The sequence below is a fragment of the Agromyces sp. NPDC004153 genome (genome assembly GCF_053603635.1).
Map to the genome: position 1 here is coordinate 2391719 of NZ_JBSGFY010000001.1, position 12017 is coordinate 2403735.

The window sequence follows — 12017 nt, forward strand, 5'->3', positions numbered from 1 at the left end:
GGGCACAGTGCGGGAAATCTAGCACCGCGAATCCGCCTTGGGAAGATGTTGACTTCGGTCACCTTTTTCGCGTTAATGCAGCGAATTCGAAGATCCTGCAGTGCACGTCGAACGGATGCCGCGACGCCCCGTCGACGCCACTACACCCACCCGCGCCGCACGGCCTCCGCGCCGAGCTGGATGCGCGTCGTGACCTCAGCGAGCTCCATGAGTTCGGCCACGCGACGCTGCACCGTGCGCACCGACATGCCGAGCTGGGCGCCGGCCGCGGCATCCGTCAACCCGAGCAGGAGCAGCTTCAGCAGGTCGCGATCGACCGGCTCCTCGACGGGCTCCACTACTTCGGCGCGCTCGGCGAAGAGGCGCGGCGCGTTGCGCCAGGCCTCCTCGAACATCGCGACCACGAGGTCGAGCAGCCCGCTCGGGTGCACGAGCAGCGCGCCCGACACCTTGCGCTCGCCGTGCGAGTACATGGGCAGCAGCGCGAGCGAGCGATCGGCGAGGAAGAGGCGCGTGGGCAGGCTCGGGAGTACGCGCACCTCCTCTCCGAGCGGCTCGAGGTCACGCACGACGTCGACGAATCCCGGGCGGTCGAGTACGGCCGTCTCGACCACGACGCGATAGCGCACACCACGGGCGAGGGCACGGTCCTCCTCGGTGTTGTCGGCACCGCTGAGCAGCGCCACGTCCTCGAGCACGAACGCGCAGACCTCGTCCTTCGCGGCCGCCTGCAGCTGGCCGAGGCGCTGCACCACGGCCTCGGGGCCCAGCACCACGTCGACCACGTCGGGAGCCGCCCGCTGCGCCGCGCCCTCGCGGTACAGGTCGCTGAGGTGCACGAGCGCCTCGTGCGCCTCGGTCAGGCGGCGCTCTCGCTCGAGCAGGATCGGACGCAGCGCCACCGAGGGCGGCGACGCCACGACGCGGTCGGGCGCCGAGGCCTGCCGGGCGATGAGCCCGAGCTCCTCGAGGTCGTCGAGGATGCCGCGCGCCTCCCGCACCGACAGCGACGCCTCCTGGGCGACCTGTTCGAGGTCGGCCGAGGGCAGCGAGAGCAGCACGCGGTAGACGGCCGTGTGGGTCTCGTCCAGTCCGATCGCCTCGAGCACGAGCACCTCCTCACCGTGCCGGATCTGGGTGCGCCGCGACGACGAGAAGCATCCTCACGCGTGGCGGATGGCAGCCATGGCATGTCTCCGCCACCACCCTAACGGGGGACTCGTGGGAGCGTGCAAGGCAACCAGCCTCCTCCGAAAGGGGTTCCTCCATGCCACGACGACGCACCACGAGTGCCGCCCGTCGCCGGCGCGCGATCGCCGCCGCCATCGGCGGCCTCGCGATCGGCATCGCCGGTGTCGGCGCCGCGCTTCCCGCCGCCGCCGCGCCCGAACGCGGGAGCGGCGACGCGCCGCCCCCGGCGCCCGTGATCGCGGGCGCGCCGACCGGCGAGCACCGCGTGACGCTCATCACCGGCGACCGGGTGACGGTCACCGACCTCGCCGACGGCACCCATGCCGTCTCGGTCGAGACCGCCGTGCCGGGCGCCGGGTACCAGACGGTCACCGCCCACGGCGAGCTCAGCATCATCCCGGCCGCGGCCGAGCGCTTCCTCGCCGCGGGCGTCGTCGACCCCGACCTGTTCAACGTGACGCGCCTGATCGAGTACGGGTACGACGACGCCTCCGTCGACGCGACGCCCGTCATCGTCGAGCTCGACCAGGGGCCCGCTCCGTTCAGCGCCGAGCCGCCGGTGCCGGGTCTCGCCGTGGGCACGCCCCTCGAGAGCATCGGCGCCGCCGCAGCGACGGCGGGGCACGCGGATGCCGCGTCGACCTGGGCCGCGCTCACGGGCACGGATGCCGCGGCCGACGCCGGCCCGCGCAGCTTCGGCGCCGACTTCGACGACGCCTCCCTCGGCGGCGGCATCGCCGCCATCCACCTCGACGGCAAGGTGCGGGCCACGCTCGACTCGAGCGTGCCGTGGGTCGGCGCGCCCGAGGCGTGGGCCGAGGGCTACACCGGCACGGGCGTGACGGTCGCGGTGCTCGACACCGGCTACGACGACACGCATCCCGACCTCGCGGGCCGCGTGCTGCCCGACTCGACGAGCTTCGTGCCGGGCGAGGAGGTCGCTTGGGATCCGAACGGCCACGGCACGCACGTCGCGTCGACGATCGCGGGCACCGGTGCGGCGAGCGGCGGTGGCCACCGCGGTGTCGCCGACGGGGCGAGCCTGCTCGTCGGCAAGGTGCTCGACCAGAGCGGCTACGGCCAGGACTCGTGGATCATCGACGCCATGGAGTGGGCCGCCGAGCGCGCCCCGATCGTGTCGATGAGCCTCGGGTCGATGCAGGCGTCCGACGGCGACGACCTCATGGCCGACGCGCTCGATGGCATCGCCGAGCAGACCGGCGCGCTCTTCGTCGTCGCGGCCGGCAACAACGGCGCCCCCGAGACGATCGGATCGCCGGGCTCTGCCGAGCACGCCCTCACGGTCGGCTCGGTCGACGACCCGAGCGGCGCCCTCTCGTGGTTCTCGAGCCAGGGACCGCTCGTGCGGTCGGGTGCGATGAAGCCCGAGATCGCAGGGCCCGGCAACGAGGTGACGGCGGCGCGATCCGCCGACTACGCCGGTGGTGACGGGTCGTACCTCACGATGAGCGGCACGTCGATGGCGACGCCGCACGTCGCCGGCGGCGCGGCGATCGTGAAGCAGCAGCATCCGGAGTACACGGCCGACCAGTTGCGCGCCGCCCTGCTCAGCACCGCCACCGACGTCGGCCTCACGTCGTACCAGGCCGGTGCGGGCGTGCTCGACGTCGGCGAGGCCGTGGACGCGCCCGTCGTGGCCTCCGGTTCGGGCGACTTCGGCATGCTCGTGTGGGGCGAGGAGCCCGCCCCGGTCGTGCGCACCATCGAGTACGCGAATCGCGGCGACGCAGAGGTCGTGCTCGACCTGGCCGCGGCGCTCGCCGACACGACCCCGGGCGGCGGCGACGTCGATCCGATGTCGGCCGACGCGGCATCCGACGTGCTGGTGCTCGACATCGAGACGGTCACGATCCCGGCCGGCGAAACCCGGACGGTGATGCTCACCGCCGACCCCGCGAAGGTGCCCGCGGGCGCCCAGCTGTCGGGTGCGCTCGTGGCGTCGATCGACGGCGAGGCCGTCGCCCGCACCGCGCTCGGCATCATCGCCGAGCCCGAGCGCTACGACCTCACGATCACCGCCACGGGGTTCGACGGGGAGCCCGTGGAGGCCTACGCCGTGCTCTACGACCACGATGCGCAGCAGTACGGCCTCGTCGGCGTCGCCGGGGAGACCACGCTGCGGCTCCTCGCCGGCCGCTACTCGGTGATGTCGGTGCTGGAGCTCGACCGCGAGGCCGACACGGTGGCCCAGGTGCTCGTCGGCGACCCCGACCTCGTGCTCGACGGCGCGGCATCCGTCGCCCTCGACGCGCGGGCCGCGAAGCCCGTGACCGTCGACGTCGGCGAGGACGGCCTCGCGGCCACCGTGCGTCGCATGGACGTGAGCGCCGACGGCTACGGGAACGGCGTGTTCGCGCCGGTCTGGACCGACGAGCTCTGGGCGCAGCCGATGGACGCCCCGAACGTCGAGCACTTCGATTTCACCGCGCGCTGGCGCCTGCAGGAGGCGCCGCTCGCGCTCGAGGCGGGCAAGGAGCGCCTCGACCTCATCCCGCAGGCCGGATCCATCCGCCTCGACGGCTCGCTCAAGACCGGCGCGGTCGACGTCGGCACGGGCAGCGTCGACGAGTTCGCCGCGGTCGACGTGCGGGGTGCGGTCGCGATCGCGACCCGCTCCGACGCCGTGTCGCCGCGGGAGCGGGCCGCCAACGCGCTCGCCGCGGGGGCCGCGATGCTCCTCGTCGCGAACGACGCCGACGGCGAGCTCAGCGAGTGGGTCGGTGCCGACGACGGGACCGAGGTCGGGATCCCGGTCGCCGCGATGAGCGGCGTGCAGGGCAGGCAGGTGCTCGACGTGCTGGCATCGAAGGGCCGGCTCACGATCTCGGGCGAGGGCGTCGCCAACGCCGACGAGATCTGGGACCTCGCCCGCTACGACGAGGGCTCGATCCCCGAGGACCTCGACTACCGCCCGACCGACCTCGCCCGCATCGACACGACCTACCACGGCGACGAGGGCGACCTGGTCGGCGAGTTCCGCTGGGACTTCGCGCCCAACGCGAAGTACGGGTTCGGCCTGCCCATGGGCATGGGCCGCGGCATCGAGCGCACCGAGTGGGTGAACACCGACGTCGGCTGGTACCAGGACGCCACGGTCGTCGAGGTCGGCTGGCAGGTGCGCGACGTGCTGCGCACCTACGAGCCGGGCGAGCACGTCGAGACGAGCTACTTCGGCCCGATCGTGCGCCCGTTCGTCGGCCCCGGCTACTGGGCGCCGCACCGCACGGGCGACTTCCTCCAGGTGAACCTGCCCTCGTGGGCCGACGGCGGGGAGCCTGAGCACACGGGCACGTTCGACGTCTTCGCCGGGTACCCGGGCTTCTCGCAGACGACCGACCTCTACCTGAACGGCGAGTACGTGAAGTCGTCGCCGTTCCAGGGGGTCAACGTGTTCGGCCTGCCCGACGGCGACGCGGAGGTGCGCGTGGTGAACACCGCGGTGCACGACGGCACGTCACTCGCGTCGTCGACGAAGACGGTCTCGGAGTGGAACTTCACCACGTCGGGTTCGGTCGACGACTACTCGCTCCGGCTCGAACCGATGCTGCAGGCGGTCTACGACATCGAGCCGGATGCCGCGGGCACGGTCGGTGCCGGGCGCAGGAAGGGCGCTCCGGTGCAGCTCGGCCTCGAGATCGGGCACATCGCCGGCGCCGCTGACAGCGCGGCGGTGACCGGGACCACGCTCGAGATGCGGGTCGCCGGCGGCGACTGGGTGGCTGTTCCGCTCGAGGTCGTGTCGGGCGACTCCGGCCCGGGCGAGCCCCCGAGCTGGATCTTCCCCGAGGGTCGCGCCTTCGTGACCGCGTACCAGGCGGACCTCCCCGTCGCCGACGCGGGCGGTTGGATCGACTTCCGGGTGACGGCGGAGGATGCGGCGGGCAACACGTTCAGCCAGGAGATCGAGCGCGCCGTCGAGGTCGCGTCCGTGAAGCGCGGCGGGAACTGACCCCTCCGCTGGTCGAGTAGCGCCGGCGAAGCCGACGCGTATCGAGACCCGAGGCCCGGGCGTCCCCGTGACGTCCGGGCCTCGGCGTTGCGCCGAGTTCGCAGGATGAGCGCCACGATGCGGCCCACCGAGCCATCGATTGGTCCGGTCGTCCTGCGAACTCGGGTCGCGCGGCGTGCAGGCTACGCCGCGGCCGCTTCCCCGCCCACCGCGTCCCGCAGCGCGTCCACGAGCGGCGTCGTCGGCCGCCCGATCAGCCGCGACAGCGTTCCGTCGCTGTCGCCGAGGATGCCGCGACGGATCGCGTCGTCGATGCCGGCCACGAATGCCGCGGTGCCGGCGTCGAGCCCGACGGACTCGAGTGCGGCGACGTGCTCCTCGGTCGTGAGCCGCTGGTAGGCCACCTCGCGGCCGAGCACCTCGGATGCCGCGGCGGCGAGCTCGTCGTAGGTCCAGGGGGTGTCGCCGGCGAGCTCGTACACCTCGCCGAGGTGCCCGTCCTCGAGGAGCACGACCGCGGCGGCGTCGGCGTAGTCGGCGCGGGGAGCGCTGGCCACGCGACCGTCGGCCGCGGACGACGCGATCACGCCGGTGTCGGCAGCGCGCGCGACATCCGCCGTGTAGTTCTCGGTGTACCAGTCGTTGCGCAGGATCACGGCGGGCACGCCCGAGGCGGCGATCGCCTCCTCGGTGGCCTTGTGGTCGGCCGCGAGCGGGAAGTCCTCGGCGGTCGTGGCCTTCGGCGCGCTCGTGTAGACGAGCTTCGCGACGTCGGCGGCCTTCGCGGCGTCGATCACGTTGCGATGGCCCTGCACGCGGGCGCCGGGCACCGAGCCCGAGACGAGCAGCACCGCGTCGACACCCTCGAGCGCGGCGGCGATCGTGTCGGGGCGGTCGTAGTCGAGCTCGGCCGTGCGGATGCCGCGGGCCGCGAGGTCCTGCAACTTCGACGCGTCGCGCGCGGTCGCGACGACGTCGACGGGCGCGGCGCCGCGGGCGAGCAGCGCCTCGACGACGAGGCGGCCGAGGTGGCCCGACGTGGCGGTGACGAGGATGGTCATGGGAGCGGTTCCTTCCGGTCGGTGGCGCATCGCCCTCGAGGGGCGCGCTTCACCGATGGCAACCGGATGCCGCGGCTGTACCTTCCCTTTCGGAGGTACCCACTTTGAAGTAAGGTACCCACATGGTGGTAAGTCTTGCGGAAATCCGGGAGACGTCCGGCGAGGTCTTCATGGAAGGCTGTCCGACGCGCGTCGTGCTCGACCACATCATGAGCAAGTGGGGCGTGCTCGTGCTGCTCGCACTCACCGACGGCACGCACCGCTGGGGCGAACTGCGCCGCGAGGTGCAGGGCATCAGCGAGAAGATGCTCGCCTCGACGCTGCGCACGCTCGAGGCCGACGGCCTGGTCGTACGCGAGTCCTACCCCGAGGTGCCGCCGCGCGTCGAGTACGCGCTCTCGCCGCTCGGCCGGGAGCTGATGGATCGCATGCTCCCGCTCGTCGAGTGGGTGGCGCAGCACGCCGACGCCATCGTGGCCCGGCCTGCCTGAGCGGCCGACGCAGCCGACGGGCCCGGGCGGCGTCGCCCAGGCCCGTCGTCTCGGCCTGTCAGCTGACCGCCGACGCGACCAGCTCGGAGTAGCGCTGCTCGATCGCGGGTGTCCACGTGCGCACGGCGAAACCGATGGGCCAGAAGTCGCCGTCGTCGAGGTTCGCGCGGTCCTCGAACCCGATGGTCGCGTAGCGCGCCTTGAACTTGTCGGCAGGCTGCATGAACGTCACGACCTTGCCCTCGCCGTTGGCGAACGCCGGCATGCCGTAGTAGGTCTTCGGCATGAGCTGCGGAGCGACCTCCGAGACGACCTTGTAGAAGCCCTCGGCGATGGCGCGGTCCTCACCCGACATCGCCTCGATCGCCTCGCGGATCGCCTTCTCGCCTGCGGCACGGTTCTTGCCGGCCTTGGCCTCGGCCCGCAGCTCCTTCGCGCGGTCCTTGACGGCCTCGCGCTCGAACTCTGAGAGGCCCTCGGTCTTCTCGGCCATGATCATCTCCTCCAGGTCGGTGAGCCGCTTCGTTGGGCTCGTGCTCGTCACGTTACGCGGCCCCGCCGGCGCGTGCTTCTCGATTCCTGACCGACGCCGTGATCGTCGGCGGCCGGGAACATTCCGCACCCGACGGCGGTTCGCCTCAGCATGACGACGATCGGAATCATCGGAGCAGGCAACATCGGCAGCCAGGTCGCGCGCGCGGCCATCGCGAACGGCTACGACGTGGTGATCGCGAACTCGCGCGGGCCCGAGACGCTCGCCGACCTCGTGGCCGACCTCGGCCCGAAGGCGCGTGCGGCGACGGCGACCGAGGCGGCCGAGGCGGCGGATGTCGCCGTCGTGACCGTGCCGTTCAAGGCGTACGACGCGATCCCGGTCGAGCCGCTCGCCGGCAAGATCGTGATCGACACGAACAACTACTACTGGGAGCGCGACGGCCACGTGCCCGCGCTCGACCAGGGCCACGCGACCGTCAGCGGCCTGCTGCAGGAGCACCTGCCGACCAGCCACGTCGCCAAGGGCTTCAACCACATCATGGCGAGCGACATCACGACCGCCGGCCTGCCCGCGGGCACGCCCGGTCGCCGTGCGCTCGCGACGGCCAGCGACCACGCGGATGCCGCGCAGTTCGTGACCGACCTCTACGACGCGTTCGGCTTCGACACGGTGAACCTCGGCCCGCTCGCCGAGAGCTGGCGCGTCGAGCGCGACCAGCCCGCCTACGTGGTGCCGCAGGACCGCGACGAGCTCGTGGCGAACCTCGCGCGCGCGGAGCGGCTGGCGGCGTAGCCGACCTGCCGGCACGGGGGTCTCGATACGCGTCCGGCTTCGCCTGACGCTACTCGACCACCGGGGGTGGCAGGCTGGAGGGGTGTCCGCCAGCTCGCCGCACCCGCCCTCCGCGTTCCCGGCCGCCGCGATCGACGTGCTCGCCTCCCGCGTGCTGGCGCTCGCCGAGGCATCGGGCGGGCGCGTGCTCATCGGGGTGACCGGGTCGCCCGGCGCGGGCAAGACGACGCTCGCCCGCTCGGTGGTGGCGGCGCTCAACGAGCGGCACGCGGCATCCGCTGCGCACCTGCCGATGGACGGCTTCCACCTCGCGAACGCGACCCTCGACCGGCTCGGCCTGCGCGACCGCAAGGGCGCGATCGAGACGTTCGACGGCTGGGGGTTCGTCGGCCTGCTCGAGCGCGTGCGCCGCGAGGTCGACCACCCCGTGTACGCGCCGGCGTTCGAGCGTCACGTCGACGAACCGGTCGCGGGCGAGATCGCGATCGAGCCGAGCACCCGCGTGGTCGTGGCCGAGGGCAACTACCTGCTGAGCGACGAGGAGCCGTGGCGGCGCATCCGCGACCTCGTCGACGAGTCGTGGTTCTGCGCCGCCGACGACGACGAGCGGATGCCGCGACTCGTGCACCGGCACACCGAGTTCGGCCGCACGCCCGACGCCGCTCGCGCGTGGGCGGTCGAGGTCGACGGCGCGAACGCCCGGCGGATCGACCCGACGCGCGTGCACGCCGACCTCGTCGTGTCGGGCGTCACCGGCGAGATCCTCGGCGAGGTGGGCGAGGACGGCGGGGCGAGCGACGCTGGTGAGCGCCGTGAGCAGGGCTCGGCCTAGCCCGTCGCCGTGATCTCCATGATCGTGTTCAGCGCGAGCACGATGATGAACCCGTTGAAGAAGTAGCTGAGCACGGAGTGCCACGTCACGGTCCAACGGATGCGGGAGGTCGTGTTGATGTCGTTCGGCGTGAAGCTGGTGCCGATCATGAACGCGGCGTAGACGAAGTCGATCAGGCCCGGATCGTCGCGGTCGGGGAACATGAGCGGCCGGCCGCGCGGGTCGTCGGGCACGCGGTTGTCGAGCCGGTAGTAGATCTGCGCGAAGCCCCAGTGCAGGAAGCCCCAGGCGATCAGCATCGCCCACACGCCGACGAAGTTCATCGCCTCGCCGAGGTCGGGATCCTGGCGGAGGACCAGCAGCTGGCCGGCGGCCGTGACGCCGATGAGGCTCGACAGGATGGTCGTGACCAGGCTCGCGACGCGACCCGGCCGCCGGGTCGCGATGAGCGTCGGCGTCCCGCGCCACTCCCGTCTCGAGATCCGCCCGAGCACGATCATCCACGCGGCCATGTAGGCCGTCGACAGCAGGCACCACACCGCGAGCACGATGATCTCGAAGACCGGCTCCTCGCCGACGAGGAAGGTGATGCCGAGCACGACGATGACCGTGAGCGTCGTGATGTTCACCGCCCGCGCGACGCGGTGGTTGTGCGTCGTGACGGTCGCGCTCGTCGCCTCCGCCATGCGCGCCCCCCTTCGCCGTCGCGGTGGACACCACGATGGCCCCGAGTCCCGCGCCGCGTCAAGGTTCCTGCTCCGGCGGCCCGGTCACGGAGGAGGATGGGGTCGTGGACGCGAGGGTGCGATGGGACCGCGGGAACTGGCTGGTGTGGGCGCAGTTCGCGCTCTTCCTCCTGCTCCTGCTGCCCGGCGACCCGCTCTGGAGCGCCACCTGGATCACCGTGCTCGCGGCGCTGCTCGTGGCGGCGGGCCTGGGCGTGGCCATCGCGGGCTTCGCGGTGCTCGGGCGCGACCTCGTGGTGTGGGTCGCGCCGAAGCCCGACGCGCCGCTGCGCACCGACGGGATCTACCGCCTCACCCGCAACCCGATCTACCTCGGGCTCATGATCGCGGCCGCCGGATGGGTGCTCTGGCGGGCGCGCCTCGAGCTCGTCGTCGTGTGGCTGCTGCTCTGCGTCGTGCTCGTGATCAAGGCGCACGTGGAGCAGCACCGGCTCCTCGACGCGTTCGGCGACGACTACCGCGGGTATGCCGAGCGAACGCCGCTGCTGCTGTTCGGCCGCGGCATCCGCTGACGGGCGCTCAGGCCGGCCCTGACGAAGGCGCCGCAGGGGGCGCGGTCGACTCGCGGAGCATGCGGAACTCGTGCCGCCGCAGCATCCGGAGCAGCCACGACGCCGGTGGGCCGAACGCGCGCAGTCCGTCCTCGGTCGGGCACGGCCCGATGCGGTCGATGGAGTACTCGCGGCCGTGCCAGACCACCACGGCGTGGCTGGCCGCCACCACGTTCCGGTACCAGTTCACGCCCGCGCCGTAGGTGAGCTCGGCGACGAACCCGTCGGGCACGCGCGCGAGGATGAGCGGCGTCTCGAATGTCGCACCGCTCCTGCGCCCGACATGCCGAATGAGAGAGAACGGGCCGATCCCACGCCGCGCCATCCGCAGGGTGAGGGGATTGAACGTGTACTTGATGGTGGTCAGCCAGGCCTGCTTGAAGCGTCCCATCGCGTCGCCGTCCCGGTGGGTCAGGCCAGCGACGGAGTGGGCGCGTCGGGCTCGGACGCCGCGTCGCCCGCCCGGGTCGGCCCCGACTCGAGCAGGCTCATGATCGCGTGCAGCGGGATGGCCGCCCACGTCGGGCGGTTCCGGGTCTCGTAGATCGCCTCGTACACAGCCTTGTCGAGCTCGAACGCGGCGAGCAGGTCGCGGTAGCCGCTGAGGTCGAGGCCGGATGCCGCGACGTAGCCCTCGAGGAACGCCCGCCGCGCGGCATCCGCCCACGCGACGGCCGACCCGGCGCGCTCGGGCAGCGCGAGCCCCGTCGACCCGGCCACGTAGTCGAACGAGCGCAGCATGCCGGCGACGTCACGCGCAGGCACGTCGGGACGCTGCCGGTCGTGCATGGGGCGCATGGGCTCGCCCTCGAAGTCGAGGAGCACCCAGCCGCGGTCGGGCACGAGGAGCACCTGCCCGAGGTGCAGGTCGCCGTGGATGCGCTGCAGCTCGGGCCACGCGCCGTCCTTCGCCCGCGCGTAGAACGCCTCGATCGCCGCGCGGTGGGGTTCGAGCTCGGGCACCTCCGCCACCGCGATGGCGAGCCGTCGCGTCCAGGCCGACGTGATCGCGTGGATGTGCTCGGGCGTCGACGGCTCGCGGGGGAACAGCCGGCCGAGCGACAGGTGCACCTCGGCGACGGCGCCGCCGAGCGCGCGGGCCTCGTCGGTGAACGGCCTGCCCGACGCGGCCGACGAGAGCGCGACGCGCCACGCGTCCTCGACGCCGGGCAGGAACTCCTGCGCGAAGGCGAGGTGCCCGCGCGCGCGTCCGTCTGGACGCCCGACGTCGTCCCACTCGCCCACGACGTCGCCGACGCTCGCGGGCACGTGCGGGGAGCCCGACGCCGCGAGCGCGGTCTGCAGCGTGACGTCGGGGTTCTCGCCGTGGTGCAGCTGCCGGAAGACCTTGCAGATGATCGGTGCCGTGTCGGCCGGGCGGAAGATGATCGACGTGTTCGACTGCTCCCCACCGAGCACCGATGCCGGAGCGGTCGTCGGCGGGCGCGTCGCGTCGCCCGAGTAGTGCCCGATCGCGACGGCGCCGTCGGAGGTCGCCTCGCGATCGCCCACGATGGTGGCGAGCAGCGCGTCGGTGTAGGCGCGGTCGTGCGGTCCGTCGTAGAGGAAGCCGTCGTCGGGCAGTCGCCCGATGACGTGATCGGATGCCGCGGGAGACGCCAGGCGGTCGACCCGCTCGACGACCGGCACCTGGTACAGCACGGGCGGCTCCGACGCGTCGTCCATCACGAGGAGCGTGCGCACCCGCGCCTCCTCCTCGACCGTGGGCAGTTCGAACGCGCCGATGAGCCGCAGCGACGGCGTGTGGCCCTTGCCGCCGAACCAACGCTGCAGCGGCATCCACTCGGCGATCGCGGCCACGGCGCTGTCCATGCCTGAACCGTACGACGCGCCCCGGCCGATGTCGAGGAGCGACGCCGCGGGTCC

At 72.6% G+C, this 12017-nt stretch carries 11 protein-coding genes; 5 read left to right on the plus strand and 6 right to left on the minus strand.

The window, feature by feature from the left end; genetic code table 11:
* Positions 1 to 140: 140 nt before the first annotated feature.
* On the minus strand, positions 141 to 1109 hold the full coding sequence (locus ACWEOH_RS11245; RefSeq protein WP_452030949.1) for a TrmB family transcriptional regulator: 969 nt from the start codon (positions 1107 to 1109) through the stop codon (positions 141 to 143).
* 158 nt (positions 1110 to 1267) lie between these two features.
* Here ACWEOH_RS11245 and ACWEOH_RS11250 point away from each other — a divergent pair, with 158 nt between their 5' ends.
* On the plus strand, positions 1268 to 5161 hold the full coding sequence (locus tag ACWEOH_RS11250; RefSeq protein WP_452030951.1) for a S8 family peptidase: 3894 nt from the start codon (positions 1268 to 1270) through the stop codon (positions 5159 to 5161).
* A 182-nt stretch (positions 5162 to 5343) separates the two neighbouring features.
* Here the strand turns inward: ACWEOH_RS11250 and ACWEOH_RS11255 are convergent, their stop codons facing one another.
* Positions 5344 to 6222, minus strand: coding sequence for an NAD(P)H-binding protein (locus tag ACWEOH_RS11255; protein ID WP_452030953.1), 879 nt, complete (start codon positions 6220 to 6222; stop codon positions 5344 to 5346).
* Positions 6223 to 6344: 122 nt separating this feature from the next.
* On the opposite strand from ACWEOH_RS11255, the gene ACWEOH_RS11260 reads away from it, so the two are divergent.
* Positions 6345 to 6713, plus strand: coding sequence for a winged helix-turn-helix transcriptional regulator (locus ACWEOH_RS11260; RefSeq protein ID WP_452030954.1), 369 nt, complete (start codon positions 6345 to 6347; stop codon positions 6711 to 6713).
* A 58-nt stretch (positions 6714 to 6771) separates the two neighbouring features.
* On the opposite strand, the gene ACWEOH_RS11265 is transcribed toward ACWEOH_RS11260, so the two are convergent.
* A complete protein-coding gene (locus ACWEOH_RS11265; protein ID WP_452030956.1) occupies positions 6772 to 7206 on the minus strand; it encodes a hypothetical protein in 435 nt (144 codons plus the stop codon).
* A 120-nt stretch (positions 7207 to 7326) separates the two neighbouring features.
* Here ACWEOH_RS11265 and ACWEOH_RS11270 point away from each other — a divergent pair, with 120 nt between their 5' ends.
* Together ACWEOH_RS11270 and ACWEOH_RS11275 are read left to right on the plus strand one after the other, a co-directional pair.
* On the plus strand, positions 7327 to 8001 hold the full coding sequence (locus tag ACWEOH_RS11270; protein WP_452031914.1) for an NADPH-dependent F420 reductase: 675 nt from the start codon (positions 7327 to 7329) through the stop codon (positions 7999 to 8001).
* A gap of 82 nt (positions 8002 to 8083) precedes the next feature.
* On the plus strand, positions 8084 to 8833 hold the full coding sequence (locus ACWEOH_RS11275) for a nucleoside/nucleotide kinase family protein (RefSeq protein WP_452030958.1): 750 nt from the start codon (positions 8084 to 8086) through the stop codon (positions 8831 to 8833).
* Here the strand turns inward: ACWEOH_RS11275 and ACWEOH_RS11280 are convergent.
* Complete coding sequence (locus tag ACWEOH_RS11280; RefSeq protein WP_452030960.1) at positions 8830 to 9519, minus strand: DUF1345 domain-containing protein; 690 nt, start codon at positions 9517 to 9519, stop codon at positions 8830 to 8832. The genes ACWEOH_RS11275 and ACWEOH_RS11280 overlap by 4 nt on opposite strands.
* 104 nt (positions 9520 to 9623) lie before the next feature.
* On the opposite strand from ACWEOH_RS11280, the gene ACWEOH_RS11285 reads away from it, so the two are divergent.
* Positions 9624 to 10091 (plus strand): methyltransferase family protein, encoded by a 468-nt coding sequence (locus tag ACWEOH_RS11285; protein WP_452030962.1) that lies wholly within the window; start codon positions 9624 to 9626, stop codon positions 10089 to 10091.
* Positions 10092 to 10098: 7 nt separating this feature from the next.
* Here ACWEOH_RS11285 and ACWEOH_RS11290 read toward each other — a convergent pair whose 3' ends face one another.
* Positions 10099 to 10521 carry a nitroreductase family deazaflavin-dependent oxidoreductase gene (locus ACWEOH_RS11290; RefSeq protein ID WP_452030964.1) on the minus strand — a complete coding sequence of 141 codons (423 nt, stop codon included), beginning with the start codon at positions 10519 to 10521 and terminating at the stop codon, positions 10099 to 10101.
* A gap of 20 nt (positions 10522 to 10541) precedes the next feature.
* Positions 10542 to 11963, minus strand: a complete 1422-nt coding sequence (locus ACWEOH_RS11295; RefSeq protein WP_452030966.1) for a maltokinase N-terminal cap-like domain-containing protein — start codon at positions 11961 to 11963, stop codon at positions 10542 to 10544.
* Positions 11964 to 12017 lie beyond the last annotated feature (54 nt).

Bases quoted from the DNA above. Each gene is read 5' to 3' on its own strand.
- ACWEOH_RS11250 (WP_452030951.1), top strand. From the start codon at position 1,268: ATGCCACGACGACGCACCACGAGTGCCGCCCGTCGCCGGCGCGCGATC.
- ACWEOH_RS11255 (WP_452030953.1), bottom strand. From the start codon at position 6,222: ATGACCATCCTCGTCACCGCCACGTCGGGCCACCTCGGCCGCCTCGTC.
- ACWEOH_RS11260 (WP_452030954.1), top strand. From the start codon at position 6,345: ATGGTGGTAAGTCTTGCGGAAATCCGGGAGACGTCCGGCGAGGTCTTC.
- ACWEOH_RS11265 (WP_452030956.1), bottom strand. From the start codon at position 7,206: ATGGCCGAGAAGACCGAGGGCCTCTCAGAGTTCGAGCGCGAGGCCGTC.
- ACWEOH_RS11280 (WP_452030960.1), bottom strand. From the start codon at position 9,519: ATGGCGGAGGCGACGAGCGCGACCGTCACGACGCACAACCACCGCGTC.
- ACWEOH_RS11290 (WP_452030964.1), bottom strand. From the start codon at position 10,521: ATGGGACGCTTCAAGCAGGCCTGGCTGACCACCATCAAGTACACGTTC.
- ACWEOH_RS11295 (WP_452030966.1), bottom strand. From the start codon at position 11,963: ATGGACAGCGCCGTGGCCGCGATCGCCGAGTGGATGCCGCTGCAGCGT.